Below are 16,832 nucleotides of genomic sequence, written 5' to 3'. Positions count from 1 at the left end.
GGCGTACGTCGGCGAGGTGCAGGCCGCGCTCGTCGGCACCGCCTACAGCGGCGCCTCCTGCCACAGCTACTTCATCGACGCCAACGGGCGCAACAGCTTCTCCTGGCCGTGGTCGACCAGCGAGCTGGTCCGCCGGATCAGCCGCTTCGAGCCGGCCCACTTCGAGATCAGTCGACCCTCGGTGGTCGAGCCTGTCGAGACGGAGGTTTCCGCATGACGCGCTTTCCCAGGATCGACCTGGACGGGTCTCTGGTCGTCATCACCGGCGCCGCCCGCGGCATCGGGCTCGCCACGGCGAAGGAGTTCGTCGCGGCCGGGGCGCGGGTCGCGCTCGGCGACCTCGACGACGCGCTGACGCGAGAAGCGGCGGCAGGTCTCGGCGAGCGGGCGAGCGGTCACCGGCTCGACGTCACCGACAAGCAGTCCTACGCCGACTTCCTCGTCACCGCCGAGGCGGCCCACGACAGGCCGGTCGACGTGCTGGTCAACAACGCGGGTGTCATGCCCAACGGCTCCTTCCTCGCGCAGGAGGACCGGATCGACCGCCTGACCATGGATGTGAACGTCTACGGGGTCATCCACGGCATGCGGCTCGCCCTGCCGCCGATGATCGCGCGCGGCCACGGTCACGTCGTCAACGTCGCCTCGCTGGCCGGCAAGTTCCCGATCAAGGCCCTGGCGGTCTACAACGCCAGCAAGTACGCCGTCGTCGGTCTCAGCGCCGCCACCCGGCTCGAACTCGACGGCACCGGCGTCTCGCTCACCACCGTGCTGCCGAGCGCCGTACGCACCGAGCTCTCCTCCGGCATCGACCTCGGCGTCCTCCCGGCCGTCGACCCCGAGGACATCGCGGCCGCCGTGGTCAGGTCGGTCCGCACCCGTGCGGCCGAGATCACGGTCCCCTCCTACGTCGGCCTCGCCGCGGCCGGAGCTCCGCTCGTCCCCGAGCGGGTGATGCGCCTGATCCGCCGCGCCGTCCACGACGACGCCGCGATCACCCGCGTCGACGACGACGTACGCCGGCGCTATCTCGACCGGATCGAGGCGCAGTGAGAGAGCGGGCCGGGCCTTTCGTCCCGAAGACCGAGGCCTTGCGTACGGTTCCACAGGCGCTCAGCGACACCAGGATTGCTGTTCATGATCAGCACCCCCACCATCGACGCTCGAGACAGATCACGACCCGTCGATGTCACAGCCGTGTTCCGCTCCTTCAGCTCCCGAGACTCGTCCACCGCGGCGGGCGATCGGGCTGGCCGGATGCAGGTCGTGAGGCCGCAGGCGAAGGCCGTTCAGTCCGGCACGTCGGCGCGGAACCTGAGTCAGCGCAGGGTCGCCCGACTGCTTCCAGCTGGCTCCGCTCAGTGGGCTCTCCTCACGGTGATGCGCGAGGTACGAGCTCCGTCATGGACCCCACTGTGTTCGGCAGCACGCGTAGCGGATCAGGTCGGAGACGCCAGGGCCCTGCGGGAAGCGCGGGCCCGGCTTCGGCGGGCGAGCATGGAGAGGGCGTCGCTGGCCGAGCTACGTGCGCTGGCCACGTTGAACCTGGCCATCAGCCACTGTGAAGCCGCCGGTTCCGACGACCGCAGGGAGCCGACGCACACGAACAGGTCGGTCGGCGGCCCGACCGGTGAGCGGGTCGAGCCATGACGGTCACGGCGACCTCCCGTCCCCAGCGGACACGGGTGGGCCACCGGGTGGCCATCGTGGAGCCGCACCCAGTGGTCGGTGAATCACTGGAGCTGGCGTTGTCCAGGCATCGCTTCGACGCTCGCCTCCTGCCCCCGTTCTCCGACCACGCAAGCGCGTCGGCGCTGACCGCGCGGATCGTGCGCGCGCGTGGGAGCATCGTGATCCTCGGCACGACGCTCGAGGCAGGCGATCCGTGGCTGGCGACGATCGCACCGTTGACCCGCGCGGGGATCGACGTGGTCGTCCTGACGTCGACGACCGACCGAGCCTGTTGGGGACAGGCGCTGCGCCGGGGTGCTCGGGCGGTGGTGCCGAAGTCGCGGCCGCTCAACGATCTCGTCTCGATCGTTCGGCGTCTTACGGAGGGACTTCGCGTTCTCGACGTGCGGGAGCGTGAAGAGCTCATCGCCCAGGCCGTACGGCGCGATGTCGAGCTGGCCGGCCTCCGTGAGCGGTTCGAACGTCTCTCCCACCGCGAGGAAGAGGTCCTGGAGCACCTCAGGAACGGTCGCACCGTGTCCCAGATCGCCGCTCTCGACTTCGTCTCGCCGGCCACGGTCCGGACCCAGGTCAAATCCATCCTGGCCAAGCTCGAGGTCACCTCACAGATCGCCGCGGTGGGCGCCGCCCATCGCCTGGGCTGGCAGCCGCCAAGGATTCGCGACCATCAGGCTCGTCCGCTACCGGAAGCCGGGTGACGAATCACCCCGTCCTCGGCAGCCACGGGCGGGTGATCGGCTCATGCCCAGCGGTCGGCGAGGGTGCGGATCACGTTGATGTTGCGGTTGGTGCTGATCGCGATGTGACGTTCCACGACGGCATTGGTGATCTTCGTCTGATGGAAGTTGTCGGTGAGCAGGTGGACCGCACGACCGATGACGTAGACCCGCTCGCCCTCGCCGGCCCGGGCGACCAGGGCCTCGCGCGAGCCGGAGTCGCTGTGGTCCTTGCACAGGAAGACGAACTGCTTTCCCTCGTGGCCCGTCCCGACCGCTGCGGCATCGTTGGCGATCACCTTCAGCTCGGCAGGCGTGGTGCAGATCGTCGGCACCTCGAAGAAGCGGTCGGCCGCGAAGGCCTCCTCCAAGATCGTCTCCATCTCGGCCCGGTCGCCGACCGGGTGGTCGAAGCGTACGTTGCCTGTGTTGATGTAGGTCTCGACGTCCGTTCCGCCCGCTCGCACCACCGCCGCGGCGATCGCCTGCTTGGGGAACTTGCGGGTCGCGCCGAGGTTGATCGCGCGCAGGAACGCGATCCAGGTGTGCCGCTCCGTTGTCATTCTCAGATAGTCTCCACCCGTTCACCGCGCCGCAACCCCAACCCTGGAATCCGACCGATGCCTTCACAGCAGCTGCTTCCCTCAGCGACCCCGACCGCCTCGGGGTCCGCTTCGGCGAAGACCCTGGACCTCTCCAGCGACCTGGTGGTCTACGCGGCGCGCCTCATGCGCCTCGTACGCCGCACGCTCGACCTTCCGGCCAGCGTCCGCGTCCTCACCATCCTGGACGCCATCGGGCCGCTCGGCATCACGGAGCTGTCCCGCGCCGACGGCTGCTCGCAGCCGACCATGTCGGCCCAGATCGCCCAGCTGGTGGAGAGCGGCCTGGTCAGCAAGGAGCCCAACCCGGCCGATGCGCGCGCCAGCCTGGTGACGCTGACCGAGGCTGGGCGGGCCGACCTGGCCGAGGTGCGTGAGCGCATCTCCCACCTCATCGCCGAGCGGCTGGAGTCACACAACCGCACCGAGGCCGACCTCGAGGCCGCCGTCTCCGTGCTGCGTGACCTGGTCGAGGGCGAGTCCCCGGTCTAGGCGAGCGCGGCGGCCGCCGCGGCGACGACGTCGGGATCGGTCGCCCAGTGACCTCCGTCGTCGGCGACACCCAGCGCCACCCGGCCGGTGGTGACGACCCGCCTCTTGGCGGACAGGTGCACGCCCTCGACCCCGAGCGCCGCCAGCGCCGGAATCGCGTCGACGGTCACGCCCCCTCCGGCCAGTACGTCCGGTCCCTCGGCCGCGACCATCTCGGCGATCGTCCTGGCACCCGCGGCGGCGGCCGACGCGCCCCCTGAGGTGAGCACCCGGTCGACCACGCCGTCCAGTGACCGGATCGCCGCGACCGGGTCGGCGCTGAGATCGATGGCCCGGTGGAACGTCACCGTGGCCTCGTACGCAGCGGCAGCATCCGCCAGCCCGCGGACCAGGTCCAGGTCGGGTTCCCCGTGCGGAGTGAGCGCGCCGATCACGATCCCGTCGGCCCCGGCCTCCAGGATCATCTCGGCCTCCCGTTCCAGGAGGTGACGCTCCTCGGCGGAGTAGCCGAACCCTCCCGGCCGCGGCCGGACGAGCACGTGGACGCCCTGCCACCCGGCGTCGGCGCCGCCGACCTCGTCGAGAACACTCTCGACCAGTCCCTGCGACGGGGTGACGCCGCCGACCTCGAGGGCCGTGCAGAGCTCGACCCGGGTCGCCCCGGCCGCACGCGCGGCAAGCGCACCGTCGACCGAGGTCACCGCGATCTCCAGCGAGGTCATCGACGCTCCCCCGATCCCGGCACGAGCACCGCCGACGGCATGAAGGCGAAGCCCGTGTCGAACGGATACATCGGCCTCTGGATCCTCCGGTGGCCGAGCCGGAGCAGATCCTGGTCGACGCCTCCGGGCGTCAGCGCGAGAACCCAGTCGGCGGCGATCTCGAAGAGCTCGGGCTCGAGGTAGCCGATCTTCACCACGAGCACGTCGACCTCGCGCGGCGAGATCCCGAGCGCCGTGAAGTCGGACTCCAGGTGGTAGGGCCGCCGGGCTCGGGTGACGATCACATCGACGCCCCCGACCCGCACGACCGTCTCCAGGTTGCCCGGCGCCGTGTCCGCGTAGCCCTCGGTCGTCTCGACGACCGCGAGCACCTCGCCCATTAGCCGCACCGGCCCCTCCAGCCGGGAGTCGACCCGGGCGCCCACCTCGACGTCGACGTGAGCGCCGACGCCGGCCCGCGCGATCGTCTCGGCGCCCTCGGCGTCCGGGATCGAGGCGTAGACGAGCCGTTTCCCGCTCCGCCTCAGCCCGTCGTGCTCGAGGAGCCGCGCCAGGGACCAGGTGACGTCACCGGCCCCGCCCGCGGTCGGGTTGTCGCCGGAGTCGGAGATGACGTACGGGGTCACGGGGCTGGCCACCGCGAGCGCCAGGGCTTCCTCGAGCGAGGCGGTGGGCGCGACGAACTCGAACTCCTGGTGGCGCTTCCAGATCTCCTCGACGAGCGCCGTGCACTCCCGCAGGCAGACCTCGGCGGAGTCGCCGGTCACCATCACCACCGCGTGGTTGCGCGGCTCGTCGGCCCACGGATAGCCGACCCAGTAGGCGGCGTCCACCACGCCGTCGAGCTCGGCGACCTCCGCCACCCGGCGATAGAGCGAGGCGGCCGGCTCCAGCCGGGTCGAGGTCTTCTCCCCCGGCAGCAGCACCGGCACCATCGCCCACGCCTTCACGGGCTTGCGCGACCCGGCCGGCAGCGCGAGCCGGCCCAGAAGGTTGCGTACGGCCCGTTCCTTCGTCTGCAGCCAGTCCTCGTGCGGTGCCGTCCGGTAGCAGGTCAGCAGGTCGAGCGCCTCGGCGAGACGCGGCGAGACGTTGCCGTGCAGGTCCATCCCCGTCGAGAGGAGTACGTCGCCCCCGACCGCCTCCCGCACCGCGACCGCGAGGTCGCCCTCGAGATCGTCCAGACCGACCGCGGAAGCCGCGCCGTGGAGATCGAGGACGATCCCGTCCAGCGGCCGCTCCGCGTGGGCCGCCGCCAGGCCGGACACGATCTCGGCCTTCATCGACAGGTAGTCGTCGAGCGGGATCGCGCCGCCCGGGATGCCGCGCGCCTGCATCACAGGAACCCACTCGGCCGCCTCGGTCAGGGCACCGCCCACAGCCCAGAACTCCCTGGCATCCAAGATCGCCTGCCCACGCTTGGGCGCCAGCATCTCCGTCGTGGTCAGCGCTGGCGAGAAGGTCGACGCCTCCAAGCTGATCCCCGCGATCCCGACCCGCGGCCGTCCCACTTCAGGTATCACGCCGGACAGTGTGCCGCACCCGAGCACACCGAGTGCCGAGTCGGCCCGTCTTGACCAAGCTCGAGGTCGAGTCGGCAGCGGCTAGGCCGAGCCTCGCGCCGCCCAGTCGCGCAGGGTGTCGATGCGGGCCTTCAGCTGGTCGGCGTTGGCGACCGCGGCGGGCGGGCCGCCGCACTCCTTGCGGAGCCGGTTGTGGGTGACGCCGTGGGGCGTCTTGGTGCGGTGGTGCCAGGCGGCGACCAGACCGTTGAGCTCGCGCCGGAGCACGGCGAGCTGCTCGTGGGCGGCGACCGCGGCCACGGGCTCGTCGGCGGCCACCGGCGCGGAGGCCGACTTCTGCTTGCGGGCGCGCTCGCTCTGCCGCTGCTGGAGCAGCGTCTTCATCTGGTCGGCGTCGAGCAGCCCGGGGATGCCGAGGAAGTCCATCTCCTCCTCCGACCCGACGTGCACCTCGCCGGAGTGGCCGAACTCGCCGCCGTCGAAGAGCACTCGGTCGAAGCGCGCCTCCGAACCCATCGCCTCCCAGGCTCCGAGCTCCTCCTCGGAGGCCCCCTCCTCGGCGTTGGCCGCCGCCAACAGCGCGTCCTCGGCGGCGAAGATGTCGTCCTCGCTGGTGACCTTCTTGCCGAGCACGTGGTCGCGCTGCAGCTCCAGCTCGGAGGCGAAGCCGAGCAGGTTGGGCACCGACGGCAGGAAGACGGAGGCGGTCTCACCCCGTGTGCGAGCACGTACGAAGCGTCCCACCGCCTGCGCGAAGAAGAGCGGCGTGGAAGTGGTGGTGGCGTAGACCCCGACCGCGAGCCGGGGCACGTCGACGCCCTCGGAGACCATCCGGACCGCGACCATCCAGCGGTCGTCGGACTCGGAGAACTTGGCGATCTTCTTCGAGCCGGCCTTCTCGTCGGAGAGCACGACGGTGGCGCTCTGCCCGGTGATGGTCTTGAGCGTCTTGGCGTAGGCACGCGCCGAGTCCTGGTCGGTGGCGATGACGAGGCCGCCGGCGTCCGGGACGTGGCGGCGCACCTCGGTCAGGCGCTTGTCGGCGGCGGCGAGCACCGACGGGATCCAGGATCCGGCAGGGTCGAGTGCGGTGCGCAGCGCCTGCGAGGTCAGGTCCTTGGTCAGCGGCTCGCCGAGGTGGGCGGCGATCTCGTCGCCGGCCCGGGTGCGCCACTGCATCTGTCCCGAGTAGGCCATGAACAGCACCGGCCGGACGACGTGGTCGCGCAGCGCCTCGGCGTAGCCGTAGGTGTAGTCGGCCGCCGAGCGCGGGATGCCGTCCTCGCCGGGCGCGTAGGTGACGAAGGGGATCGGGTTGGTGTCGGACCGGAACGGCGTGCCGGTCAGCGCCAGCCGCCGTGCGGCGGGCTCGAACGCCTCCCGGATCCCGTCACCCCAGGAGAGCGCGTCGCCGGCGTGGTGGACCTCGTCGAGGATCACCAGCGTCTTGAACCGCTCCGTGCGGATCCGCATCGCGAGCGGGTTGACCGCCACCCCGGCGTACGTCACCGCGATCCCGACGTAGTCGGCCGAGGTCTTGCCCTGGCCGGCGGAGTAGGTCGGGTCGATCGGGATGCCGGCCCGCGCCGCCGCCTCGGCCCACTGGACCTTGAGGTGCTCGGTGGGCGCGACGATGGTGACCCGGTCGACCAGCCTGCGGCCGAGGAGCTCGGCAGCGACGGTCAGCGCGAAGGTCGTCTTGCCGGCCCCGGGCGTCGCCACGGCGAGGAAGTCACGAGGATGGTCGGTGAGGTAGGCGTTCAGCGCCTCCTGCTGCCAAGCACGAAGCTTGGGCGCAGTGCCCCACGCGGCCTTGTTGGGCCACGCGGGTGTGAGAGCGCCGGGCAGGTCGGCGCTGCTCACTCGTCGTCGCCCTCGCCACCGCCCGGCGGCATCCCCTCGAAGATCTCCTTGCAGTCGGGGCAGACCGGGAACTTGGACCCGTCACGGCTCGGCACCCACACCTTGCCGCACAGCGCGACCACGGGCGTGCCCATGACCATCGCCTCGGTCAGCTTGTCCTTCTCCACGTAATGGGAGTAGCGGTCGTGGTCACCCTCCTCGGTGGGGACGTCTTGATGACGAACGTCCTCCCGTTCCTTGACGGCTTCTTTCGTGCCGAATCCCAGGATGCCCATACCCGCCAGTCTACTGGTCCCCTAGTTGAGTTCCGGATCGGGCGGGCGCGTGGCGTGGAAGGCCAGCTCACCCGGCTGGCGACGGAGCACCGCGGACCACATCGAGCTGACGTCGTCCAGGAACGAGTCGTAGGGCTCGCTGTCGACGACATACCAGGACCCCTCCTCGACCTCTCCCTCGAGCTGGGCGGCGCCCCAGCCTGCGTAGCCGGCGAAGATGCGCAGCCGCGACAGCGTGCCGTCGACGAGCTCGACCGGGGTGTCGAGATCGAGCAGCCCGAGGCGCCCCACCACGGGGCGGAAACCCAGCGGCGGGTCGTCGGAGTCGACCAGGAGCGCCACCGCGATCGCGGAGTCCTTGCTCACCGGGCCGCCCTGGAAGAGGACGTCGGGAACGGCCACGGACGTCGCCCAGGGATGCAGCACCTCGGCCACCGGGACGGGCGAGGGCCGGTTCAGCACCACACCCAGCGCACCGTCGTCGTTGACCTCGATCAGCAGCACGACGGTGTCGACGAAGTTGGGGTCGCGAAGCTCCGGGGTGGCCACCAGCAGCCGCCCGGCGCGTACGTCCTTCTGCTCCGTCATGACGCCATGATCGCATCACCTGGGGCACGTCAGCCGCAACAGGAAACCAACAAATGAGAAGGCTCCGGGGCCGGCGCAAGGGAGTTGCGGAAGGGAGATCCGCGGGAGGGAGCGCGCCGGCGCCCGGAGCCTGGCTTGGTGGTTCGTACGCAGCCCCTTCGACAAGCTCAGGACGGGCCTAGGCGGCCGAGCGGGCCGCCCGGAGCATGTCGACGAGCCCGGCGAAGGGCCCGCGCTCGACGACCTCGATGGCCGGCTCGTACTCGGCGCGGGCACGCGCCTCGATCATCGAGCCGAGGCGGACGCACTCGGCGTCGGCGAAGGCACCCTTGCCCGCCATCACGGCCAGGGTCAGGTGCTCCTTGGTCTGCGACTTGGCCAGTGCGGTGGCCATGGCCTCGTCGACGGGAAGCGCGTGGTAGCGGTCGAGGACCGTGCGGATGCCGGGCAGGTCGTCGGCAGCGCCGTGCCAGGCGCGGACGACAGCGTCCTCGAGGTCCATCGGCTGCTGGGCGAGCTCGGTCTCGATGCGGCCCGACAGGCGGGTGTGCCAGCGCAGCTGCAGGGCGGCGAGCAGGTCGAGCTCGTCAGCAAAGGTTTCGGTGACGCCGGGAAGATCCATGGGCAGCAGGCCGTCTCGACGCTCGTCGACGGCGGCGACCACGCCGCGGAGGATCTCCCCGCGCTTGTGATGGCTGGTCCAGCTCATTGTGTCGGCTCCTTGCGGAAGGTGAGCACTCACATACCGTGAGTACGTACCCATAGTATTGGACATACCGACGGTATGGCCAATAGCTGGAACGGTGATTCCGAACACGGCCGTTAGAGTGGACGGGTGGCAAAGTCGTCCGTGAGCAAGCTCGTCCCCAAGGTTCCCCCGCTTCCGTCGGTGCCGGGGATGTCACGGAGGCAGCAGTTCTCCGCGTCGACCAAGAAGACGCTCGTCGAGGTCGCCGAGAAGCTCTTCACCGAGCACGGCTACGCGAGCACGTCGCTGGACGCCATCGTGGCCGGCGCCGAGGTCACCAAGGGTGCCCTCTACCACCACTTCAGCGGCAAGCAGGCGCTCTACGAGGTCGTCTTCGAGAAGGTCGAGGCCGCCACCGCGCAGAGCATCGACGCCGCGATGCGCGAGTCGAAGGACCCCTGGGAGCAGGCCCGGGCCGGGCTGCGTACGTTCCTGGAGGCCGTCCAGCAGCCGACCTACCGCCGCATCGTCGTGCAGGAGGGGCCTGCCGTCCTCGGCTACCAGCGCTACCGCGAGCAGGAGGAGCGCTCCACGTTCACCGTCGTCGAGGACATCGTCGCCGCCGTCCTGCGCGCCGGCGACCGGACCGTCGACGACGAGATGGTCGCCACCTTCGCCCGACTCTTCTTCGGAGCGATGTCGGCCGCCGGCGAGTCGGTCACCGAGGCCAGCAACCCCGAGGACGCCGCCGAGCGCATCGAGCTCGCCGTGACCTACCTGCTGACCGGGGTCCAGACCCTGGCGCAGCAGGGCGTCAAGGTCGAGGACATGCGCTGAGAGATCGCAATCTCTCCCTTACCTGACGGTGACGCCCCCGGCCTCGACCTGGCCGTTGCCCTTCGGGATCAGGTCCAGCCAGACCTTGCCCGGCGGGATCTCGATCGGTGCACCCTTCGCGTCGGTGAAGATGACCGCGCCCTTCTCGCCCTTCTTCACCCAGGTCGCCTCGACGATCTGACCATCACGCATGATCCACGCCTTGCCCCGGCCGGTGAAGTGCGAGACGGGGACGATCGCGCCGCCCGGGTCCTTGTAGGGCGCGATGGTGGTCTTCGTCTGGGCGACCACGACGGTGTCGGCGAGGAACTGGCCGCTCTTACCCATGTAGTTGTTCTTCAGGCGGTACTTGCCGCCGCGGAAGACCCAGTTGTCCGTGCGCGCCTGGGAGAACTTCACGTCGACGGCCTTGGCGGGCTTGGCGCCGGCCAGCTTCGTGTCCGCCTCGCCCCAGGGCATGAAGTCGTCGGGGCGCTCGGCCTTACCCTTCTCCTCGGCCGCCTTGCCGGCCTTGGCGACCTTGCCGACCACGCTGTGCAGGAAGTCGTGAGGCTTGCTGGTGTCGCGTACGACGTAGGGGGTGGACATGTCGATCCACTCCACATCGTACTTCTTCAGCTGCGCGAAGGTGTAGGGGGCAGCGCCGCTGGTCAGGATCTTGCCGCCGGTGGGGGCGGCGATGCCGGCGTCGGTCGCCCGCATGGAGCGGACCGGGCCGGCCTCCTTCGGAAGCTGGGAGTAGTAGGCGACGGCCAACCGGGTCACGCCGCCCTCGACCAGCTCCTGGACGACCATGTCCGCCTTGGCCACGCCGTACTGCGGCGCGCTGGCTGCGGTGTTGTCGATCTTGACGATGAAGACCGGGTGCTTGCGCGCGGCCGACTGCCCCTCCGGGAGCTCGATCCCGGTCAGCGGCTCGTGGTCGGGCTCAGCGGGTGCGGACGGCGACGGCTTCGAGTCCGTCGGCTCCTCGGAGGTTCCACAGCCGGTCAGGGCCAGGCCCGCGACTGCCAGCGTTGCCGCCGCTCGCAGCAGGAACCCCGGGCGGGACGTGCGCATCATCAATCTCCATCTGCATCGGGCCTGCATCGGCCTGCATCGGCCTGCATCGGCTCAGTACCAAGACGAGTGTCAGACGGTAATCGTTGCACCCAACGCAGCCGCGCCCGGGGTTCCTCGCTGGATGAGATCAGGCGACCGTGGCGCCACCGTCGACGTAGAGGGTCTGACCGGTGATGTAGGAGGCCTCGTCGCTGGCCAGGAAGGCAGCGGCGGCGGCGATGTCGGCCGGCTCGCCGACGCGCTTGACCGGGTTGGCCTCGGCCGAGAGCTTGCGGAACTCGTCCACGTCCAGGCCGAGGCGGGCCGCGGTCTGGTCGGTCATCTCGGTGGCGATGAAGCCCGGCGCGATGGCGTTCACGTTGACGCCGTAGGGGCCCAGCTCGATGGCAAGGGTGCGGGTGAAGCCCTGCACGCCCATCTTGGCCGCGGAGTAGTTGGCCTGGCCGCGGTTGCCGAGAGCCGAGGTGGAGGACACGTTGATGATCTTGCCGTACTTCTGCTTCACGAAGACCGCCTGCGCCGCCTTGCTCATCAGGAAGTGGCCCTTGAGGTGGACGCCCATGACCAGGTCCCAGTCCTCCTCGGTCATCTTGAAGAGCAGGTTGTCGCGGGTGATGCCGGCGTTGTTCATCAGGATGTGCAGGCCGCCGAGCTCCTCGACGACGCGGGCGATCGCGGCCTCGGCGTCCTCGGCCTTGGCGACGTTGGCACCGATGCCGACCGACTTGGCACCCTCGGCGAGCGGGAGCTTGGCGGCTGCCTCAGCCGCGGCGGCCTCGTCCAGGTCGATGATCGCGACCGAGGCGCCCTCCTCGGCGAAGCGCGTGGCGACTCCGAACCCGATCCCTCGCGCTGCACCGGTGATGACTGCGACGCGTCCGTCGAAACGACCCATGACTCGAACTCCTTTGGTTGTGACTCACCCCACGAACACGTGCGGCCCCCGCCGACAATAGCGAGGGCCGTACGTGATGTCGCGAGGTGTCTACTGATTGGTAGCAACCCACGTGTCCCGCGCGGCCACGCCCAGGTCGGGGTGGTCGGTGAAGAAGGCGTCGACACCGGCGTCGAGGTAGGGACCGACCTCGCAGCCGAGGTCACCGATCGCGATCGGGTCGGTGCCCTTGCGGCACTCGGTGGGGAGGTACTTGTTCTCGGCGCGCATCGTCCAGATCACGGTCGGCAGCCCAGCACGCTCGGCACGGTCGGCGAGGTCGGTGGCCTCACCGAGCGTGCCGTCCGCGTTGCGCGGGATGAAGTAGAACTTGTACGGCGCGACCTGGTCGGCGTACTTCTTGATGCTGCGCAAGCCCTTGTCGGTGACCAGGAAGTCGTTGGTCACGCCGGTCCCGGCGACGACCTGGTCGTAGGGCGCGCCACCGAAGTCGATCAGCTGCACCAGCTTGGTGCCGACCATGCGGTTGAGGTCCTTGAGGTTGCTGACCTCGAAGGACTGGATGACCGCCGCGGAGCTCTTGCCGCCGAGGCCGTGGCGCTTGAGGCTCTTCGCGAGCGGCTCCTCCAGGGAGAGGCCGATGGAGTCGAAGTACGTCGGGTGCTTGGTCTCCGGCGCGACGCCGATGGTGCGGCCGGTCTCGGCCTCCTTGGCGTCGACCAGGTCGAGCACCTCGTCGAGGGTCGGCACCTGGTAGAGGCCGTTGTACGCGGTGTTGGCCGGCCGATCGCCCGGGATGCGCTCCTTGGCGCGCAGCGTCTTCAGCTCGGCGAGCGTGAAGTCCTCGGTGAACCAGCCGGTCAGCGAGGTGCCGTCGATCGTCTTGGTGGTCTTCCGGCTCGCGAACTCGGGGTGGTCGGCGACGTCGGTCGTGCCGGAGATCTCGTTCTCGTGGCGCGCGACGAGCACGCCGTCCTTCGTCGAGACCACGTCGGGCTCGATGTAGTCGGCGCCTTGCTGGATGGCCAGGTCGTACGCCGCCAGGGTGTGCTCGGGGCGGTAGCCGGAGGCACCGCGGTGACCGAAGACGATCGGGGCGGCGTCGTGGTGCTTGGCAGCCTGGACGGCGGTCGTGGTGGGGGCCGACGCGGAGGCGGGGTGCGAGACCAGGACGGTCCCGGCGGCGAGCGCCGCGGCGGCGGCAAGCGTGAGAGTACGCATGCGAGTGGGGTTCAGCATGTTCATGAGCAGATCACACCGGCCCCGGGAGTCTCTGGGGCCGGTGTGCGGTGAACGTCGCGTGACGATCTGTGGAAACGCGTCAGGCAGCGGCGTCCGCGGCCTGCTCAGGCATACGCCGCTTTGCGATCACGTCGTGGAGGACGTCGGGGTTGTTGGTGATGATGCCGTCGACGCCGCGGTCGAGGACGGCGCTCATCGTGGCGGCGTCGTTGACGGTCCAGGAGTGGATGTCCATCCCGAGCGCGTGGACCCGGGCGACGTAGCCCGCGTCGAAGGAGCCGTGGTGCGGGTTGATCTGGTCGGCCCAGGTGTAGGTGTCCAGGTCGGCGTAGGCCGGAGTGCCGAGCAGGCCGACCGGCACCTCGGGCTGGATGCTCTTGTAGGTCTTCATGGAGTCGAAGTCGAAGCTCTGCACGGCGAGCCGGCCCGCGGCGACCGCGGAGTCGACGTAGCCCGGGAAGGAGTCGAACTCGGCGGCCACCTTCTTCTCGATGCCCGGGTAGAGCCCGGGCGACTTGAGCTCCATCAGGATGCCGGACTTCGAGGGCCGCACCTGCGCGACCATCTCCTTCAGCGTGGGCACCGGCTCACCGGCGTACTTCTCACTGAACCAGGAGCCGGCGTCGAGGGTCTTGATCTCGGCGAGGGTGAAGTCCTTGACCCGCCACGGCGAGCGGCCGGGGAAACGCTGCTCGACGTCGGTGGTGCGCGACAAGGTGGTGTCGTGCATCAGCACGAGCTCGCCGTCCTTCGTGGCCTGCACGTCCGACTCGATCCAGTCGGCGTCCTGCTCGATGCCGACGGCGAAGGCGGCGAGGGTGTTCTCGGGGGCGTACGAGCTCGCCCCGCGGTGGGCGGTGACGGTGATGTGGTCGGCCCGGTTGGCCTCGACGGCGTCGACCGCCACCGGGACGATCATCGTGCCCGCGGCGAGCGCCACGCCGGCCAGAGCTGAGGTGAAGGTTTTGGACGCGACGGACGACAGCGACATTGCGCACTCCCGGGATCAGTGGATGACGACTGATCTCGAGTGAATCGGTCCCGGCCGACCTCGCCCCGACGGATTGATGGCCGAAGCCGTACGCCTCGGTGAACTCAGCCGGGCCCAGCCGAGCTCAGCCCAGGACGGCGCGGAGCCGGTCGGCGTACTCCTTCTGCTCGCCGGTGGCGTACTTGTGGCGGGGCCAGAAGAAGCCCTTGAGCCCGTCGCCGCGGGTGCGCGGGACGACATGGAGGTGGAGGTGTGGCACCGACTGGCTGACCACGTTGTTGACCGCGACGAAGCTGCCCTGGGCGCCGAGTCCCTCGACCACTCCGGCGGCCAGGCGCTGAGCATTCGCGACGAAGCGTTGATGCAGGTCAGGCGGGAGATCGAGGAGCGTGGCGAGATGCTGTCTCGGCACCATCAGGATGTGGCCCTTCTGCACCGGCCGATGGTCGAGGAAGGCCAGGAACCGGTCGTCCTCGAAGACCACCTCGGCCTCCAGGTCCCCGGCGACGACGTCGCAGAACACGCAGCTCATGACTCGTCTCCCCACGACAGCGTCGCGACCACGAGGTCGACCGTGGGCAGGACCAGGTCGGCAAGGTCGGGGTGCGGGAAGGAATAGATCAGCCGCGACTCGTAGAGCCGGTCGGGCGAGGCCACCCACCGCTCCCCCACCGTCGTGGTCTCGGCCTGCAGCGGGTGGCGGAGCATGCCGAACGGAGCCGGCCGGCTCAGGGCGACCGCCAGCCCGGCGGGGCGTCGACCGACGCGCTGCAGCCAGTAGGCCAGGAACGCCGCCCCCTGCTCGGCCGCTGCGTCCTTGGCCGCCGACATCCACCGAGACCAGTCGGGCAGCTCGATCCTGGACCGCTGCACCTTCGGGAGGACCTTGTCGACCAGATCGGCGAGCTGGTAGTCGCGTACGTTCTCGTCGGACATGTCCACGACGTACCACTCCTGCGCCTTCGGCAGCCGCAGGTCCACGTGCGGTTTGGGGCCGAGCGCCTTGAGGACGTCCTTGATGCTCGCCCGGAACCGGTTCGGCCCGGCCGGGTCGAAGGTCACGTACGCGATGTCCTCGATGTTGGCGGTCAGGAAGTCGCGCAGGCCGTCGCCGCTGCGCAGCTGCGCGCGCCGGCGGGTGTCCTCGGCGAGGAACGCCTCCAGCGCCTCCTGGGAGGAGAAGAGCATCGCCTCGTACGGTGGCCGGTTGCCGTGATCCCCGGGAAAGACCCTGATCCGGGCCTCGTCGAGCTGGGGTACGACAACCTGCCCCGTACGCAGCGCGGCACCGACCGCGTCGCCGTCGGCGGCGGCGAGCGCCGCCTCCAGCGCGGGGTTGCGGTAGCCGTCGATCACCTTCCGAGGCTAACCCCCGGAAGTGATCGGATCGGTCTAGACGGCGCCGAGACGCTGTGGCGTGTCGTCGTCGCAGGTCGCGAAGAAGTTTCCGACCTCGTCGACCATGTGGTTGAACGACTCCGCCGCGAAGAGCACCGGCTGGTAGTGGGTGATGTCGTAGTCGATCGTCGCCATTTGCGCGAAGTCGATCGGCCGCACCTCCACCTCGTGCATCTCCTCGATCTCGCCGTAGGACGAGAGCAGCCCGGCCCCGTACGCCTTGATGTCCCCGTCCTCGTGGAGCACACCGAACTCGATGGTGAACCAGAAGACGTCGGCGACGACCTGGAGCGCCTCCCTGGTCTCCACGCGGCGCGCGGCCGCGCCGGCGAGACGCTTCACCTCGGCGACCTGCGGGTCGGCGAGGAGGTTCCCGTGGCCGATCACCTCGTGGATGATGTCGGGCTCCGGGGTGTAGAGCGGCACGGCGTGGTGACGCAGATACTGCGTCGAGTGGAACTGCCCGTCCGCCAGGCTCCCGTAGAACTCCTCCAACGGCACGATCCCCGCGGCCGGGACGTACTCGAAGCCGGTCAGCGGCCTCAGGCCCGCCGACACCTCGTCGAGCTGCGGCACCCGGTCCTGCGGGAGGTTGAGGGCCTCGACCGCCGCGAGGTAGTTGCGGCAGGCGTACTTGGCGTGCAGCGGCGCGATCTCCCGGCACACCGTGCGCCAGATCTCGTTCTCCGTCTCCGTGTAGTCGATCCGGGGCACCGGCTGCCCCGGCTTCCAACCGAGCGCCGCGCCAGCGATCTCGCTGCGTCGTGCCCGGTAGTCCTGGTCTGCGAACCCGGGGTGGTTGTCCCCCAGATGCACCTCGACCTGCCCGTCCTCGCCCACGGTGACGGGCGAGTAGAGCTGTCCTTCCTCGAACATCCTTACCTCCATGTGACGTACGCCTCACAACCCTATCGCGCACGCAAGAGAAGCCGTCCCGTCAGGGAGATGAACAACCGGAAGTCTTCCGCCCTGCAGTCGCATCCATGCTCCGCTATGTCGTCACCATCACCTGCCTCCCCGGCATTTTTCCGCCATAGCGGGGATCTGAGGGCCGATCATTGCGTGTCATTGCGTGTCATTGCGTGCAGGGTCTCGTACCCACCCGTACGGGCCCGAGCATCTCGTCAAGCGCATAGTTCGAGGCCGGAGGGCCCGAGTTGGGGGCGGCATGCGTCGGGGCACATTTCAGAGCCGCTCGTGGCCCCTTCACCACGTACGACACCAACCACGCGCAACTAAGGGGGTG

At 69.7% G+C, this 16,832-nt stretch carries 18 protein-coding genes and 1 pseudogene; 5 read left to right on the top strand and 14 right to left on the bottom strand.

All coding sequences use genetic code 11. From position 1 onward, the window contains the following. The 3 genes and pseudogenes from ACFVJS_RS17615 to ACFVJS_RS17605 form a co-directional block, all read left to right on the top strand. Nucleotides 1-217 (top strand): annotated as a pseudogene (locus ACFVJS_RS17615) (cyclohexanone monooxygenase); the annotation flags it as partial. Beyond that, nucleotides 214-1,053: an SDR family oxidoreductase gene (locus ACFVJS_RS17610; RefSeq protein ID WP_378882734.1), complete on the top strand. Its 840-nt coding sequence runs from the start codon at nt 214-216 to the stop codon at nt 1,051-1,053. The pseudogene ACFVJS_RS17615 and the gene ACFVJS_RS17610, both read left to right, overlap by 4 nt. 653 nt (nt 1,054-1,706) lie before the next feature. Continuing rightward, a complete protein-coding gene (locus tag ACFVJS_RS17605) occupies nt 1,707-2,390 on the top strand; it encodes a response regulator transcription factor (RefSeq protein ID WP_378882731.1) in 684 nt (227 codons plus the stop codon). A 41-nt stretch (nt 2,391-2,431) separates the two neighbouring features. Here the strand turns inward: ACFVJS_RS17605 and ACFVJS_RS17600 are convergent, their stop codons facing one another. After that, on the bottom strand, nt 2,432-2,971 hold the full coding sequence (locus tag ACFVJS_RS17600; protein ID WP_378882728.1) for a DUF1697 domain-containing protein: 540 nt from the start codon (nt 2,969-2,971) through the stop codon (nt 2,432-2,434). 57 nt (nt 2,972-3,028) lie between these two features. On the opposite strand from ACFVJS_RS17600, the gene ACFVJS_RS17595 reads away from it, so the two are divergent. Further along, nucleotides 3,029-3,502 (top strand): MarR family winged helix-turn-helix transcriptional regulator, encoded by a 474-nt coding sequence (locus ACFVJS_RS17595; RefSeq protein ID WP_378882725.1) that lies wholly within the window; start codon nt 3,029-3,031, stop codon nt 3,500-3,502. On the opposite strand, the gene ACFVJS_RS17590 is transcribed toward ACFVJS_RS17595, so the two are convergent. The 6 genes from ACFVJS_RS17590 to ACFVJS_RS17565 all read right to left on the bottom strand — a co-directional run bounded on the left by ACFVJS_RS17590 (nt 3,499) and on the right by ACFVJS_RS17565 (nt 9,182). After that, entirely contained in the window at nt 3,499-4,224 is a 726-nt protein-coding gene (locus tag ACFVJS_RS17590; RefSeq protein ID WP_378882722.1) for a copper homeostasis protein CutC, read from the bottom strand. The two genes, ACFVJS_RS17595 and ACFVJS_RS17590, sit on opposite strands and share 4 nt — an antisense overlap. Further along, nucleotides 4,221-5,747, bottom strand: coding sequence for a M81 family metallopeptidase (locus ACFVJS_RS17585; RefSeq protein WP_378882719.1), 1,527 nt, complete (start codon nt 5,745-5,747; stop codon nt 4,221-4,223). Before ACFVJS_RS17585 ends, ACFVJS_RS17590 begins: the two co-directional genes overlap by 4 nt. Nucleotides 5,748-5,828: 81 nt before the next feature. Then, on the bottom strand, nt 5,829-7,610 hold the full coding sequence (locus ACFVJS_RS17580; RefSeq protein WP_378882717.1) for a DEAD/DEAH box helicase: 1,782 nt from the start codon (nt 7,608-7,610) through the stop codon (nt 5,829-5,831). Next, nucleotides 7,607-7,885, bottom strand: coding sequence for a DUF3039 domain-containing protein (locus ACFVJS_RS17575; RefSeq protein ID WP_008358664.1), 279 nt, complete (start codon nt 7,883-7,885; stop codon nt 7,607-7,609). The genes ACFVJS_RS17580 and ACFVJS_RS17575 overlap by 4 nt, the downstream gene beginning before the upstream one ends. Nucleotides 7,886-7,906: 21 nt before the next feature. Continuing rightward, nucleotides 7,907-8,473 carry a YqgE/AlgH family protein gene (locus tag ACFVJS_RS17570; protein ID WP_008358666.1) on the bottom strand — a complete coding sequence of 189 codons (567 nt, stop codon included), beginning with the start codon at nt 8,471-8,473 and terminating at the stop codon, nt 7,907-7,909. A 178-nt stretch (nt 8,474-8,651) separates the two neighbouring features. Then, entirely contained in the window at nt 8,652-9,182 is a 531-nt protein-coding gene (locus ACFVJS_RS17565; RefSeq protein WP_378882714.1) for a hypothetical protein, read from the bottom strand. A gap of 126 nt (nt 9,183-9,308) precedes the next feature. On the opposite strand from ACFVJS_RS17565, the gene ACFVJS_RS17560 reads away from it, so the two are divergent. Further along, nucleotides 9,309-9,998, top strand: coding sequence for a TetR/AcrR family transcriptional regulator (locus ACFVJS_RS17560; RefSeq protein WP_378882711.1), 690 nt, complete (start codon nt 9,309-9,311; stop codon nt 9,996-9,998). 18 nt (nt 9,999-10,016) lie between these two features. Here ACFVJS_RS17560 and ACFVJS_RS17555 read toward each other — a convergent pair whose 3' ends face one another. From ACFVJS_RS17555 to ACFVJS_RS17525, 7 genes are all read right to left on the bottom strand, one after another. Beyond that, a complete protein-coding gene (locus ACFVJS_RS17555; RefSeq protein ID WP_378882709.1) occupies nt 10,017-11,057 on the bottom strand; it encodes a DUF3048 domain-containing protein in 1,041 nt (346 codons plus the stop codon). Nucleotides 11,058-11,187: 130 nt separating this feature from the next. Continuing rightward, a complete protein-coding gene (locus tag ACFVJS_RS17550; protein WP_378882706.1) occupies nt 11,188-11,955 on the bottom strand; it encodes an SDR family NAD(P)-dependent oxidoreductase in 768 nt (255 codons plus the stop codon). A 90-nt stretch (nt 11,956-12,045) separates the two neighbouring features. Next, nucleotides 12,046-13,176 (bottom strand): glycerophosphodiester phosphodiesterase, encoded by a 1,131-nt coding sequence (locus ACFVJS_RS17545; protein WP_378882704.1) that lies wholly within the window; start codon nt 13,174-13,176, stop codon nt 12,046-12,048. A 100-nt stretch (nt 13,177-13,276) separates the two neighbouring features. Then, nucleotides 13,277-14,188, bottom strand: coding sequence for a glycerophosphodiester phosphodiesterase (locus ACFVJS_RS17540; RefSeq protein WP_378882700.1), 912 nt, complete (start codon nt 14,186-14,188; stop codon nt 13,277-13,279). A 124-nt stretch (nt 14,189-14,312) separates the two neighbouring features. Continuing rightward, on the bottom strand, nt 14,313-14,720 hold the full coding sequence (locus ACFVJS_RS17535; protein ID WP_378882698.1) for an HIT family protein: 408 nt from the start codon (nt 14,718-14,720) through the stop codon (nt 14,313-14,315). Beyond that, the gene (locus ACFVJS_RS17530; RefSeq protein ID WP_378882695.1) at nt 14,717-15,544 is read right to left on the bottom strand and encodes a hypothetical protein; all 828 of its coding nucleotides are present in this window, start codon (nt 15,542-15,544) and stop codon (nt 14,717-14,719) included. The genes ACFVJS_RS17535 and ACFVJS_RS17530 overlap by 4 nt, the downstream gene beginning before the upstream one ends. Before the next feature lie 36 nt (nt 15,545-15,580). Continuing rightward, nucleotides 15,581-16,462, bottom strand: coding sequence for a phenylalanine 4-monooxygenase (locus tag ACFVJS_RS17525; RefSeq protein WP_378882692.1), 882 nt, complete (start codon nt 16,460-16,462; stop codon nt 15,581-15,583). Nucleotides 16,463-16,832: the final 370 nt, after the last annotated feature.

It is taken from the genome of Nocardioides sp. NPDC057772 (assembly GCF_042798075.1).
In the GTDB taxonomy this organism is placed as follows: domain Bacteria; phylum Actinomycetota; class Actinomycetes; order Propionibacteriales; family Nocardioidaceae; genus Nocardioides.
This window is presented reverse-complemented; position numbering and strand designations above follow the sequence as displayed.

Excerpts from the sequence above, each read along its gene's own strand:
- ACFVJS_RS17610 (WP_378882734.1), top strand. The coding sequence starts at position 214 with ATGACGCGCTTTCCCAGGATCGACCTGGACGGGTCTCTGGTCGTCATC.
- ACFVJS_RS17600 (WP_378882728.1), bottom strand. The coding sequence starts at position 2,971 with ATGACAACGGAGCGGCACACCTGGATCGCGTTCCTGCGCGCGATCAAC.
- ACFVJS_RS17595 (WP_378882725.1), top strand. The coding sequence starts at position 3,029 with ATGCCTTCACAGCAGCTGCTTCCCTCAGCGACCCCGACCGCCTCGGGG.
- ACFVJS_RS17590 (WP_378882722.1), bottom strand. The coding sequence starts at position 4,224 with ATGACCTCGCTGGAGATCGCGGTGACCTCGGTCGACGGTGCGCTTGCC.
- ACFVJS_RS17575 (WP_008358664.1), bottom strand. The coding sequence starts at position 7,885 with ATGGGCATCCTGGGATTCGGCACGAAAGAAGCCGTCAAGGAACGGGAG.
- ACFVJS_RS17570 (WP_008358666.1), bottom strand. The coding sequence starts at position 8,473 with ATGACGGAGCAGAAGGACGTACGCGCCGGGCGGCTGCTGGTGGCCACC.
- ACFVJS_RS17565 (WP_378882714.1), bottom strand. The coding sequence starts at position 9,182 with ATGAGCTGGACCAGCCATCACAAGCGCGGGGAGATCCTCCGCGGCGTG.
- ACFVJS_RS17555 (WP_378882709.1), bottom strand. The coding sequence starts at position 11,057 with ATGCGCACGTCCCGCCCGGGGTTCCTGCTGCGAGCGGCGGCAACGCTG.
- ACFVJS_RS17550 (WP_378882706.1), bottom strand. The coding sequence starts at position 11,955 with ATGGGTCGTTTCGACGGACGCGTCGCAGTCATCACCGGTGCAGCGCGA.
- ACFVJS_RS17545 (WP_378882704.1), bottom strand. The coding sequence starts at position 13,176 with ATGCGTACTCTCACGCTTGCCGCCGCCGCGGCGCTCGCCGCCGGGACC.
- ACFVJS_RS17540 (WP_378882700.1), bottom strand. The coding sequence starts at position 14,188 with ATGTCGCTGTCGTCCGTCGCGTCCAAAACCTTCACCTCAGCTCTGGCC.
- ACFVJS_RS17535 (WP_378882698.1), bottom strand. The coding sequence starts at position 14,720 with ATGAGCTGCGTGTTCTGCGACGTCGTCGCCGGGGACCTGGAGGCCGAG.
- ACFVJS_RS17525 (WP_378882692.1), bottom strand. The coding sequence starts at position 16,462 with ATGTTCGAGGAAGGACAGCTCTACTCGCCCGTCACCGTGGGCGAGGAC.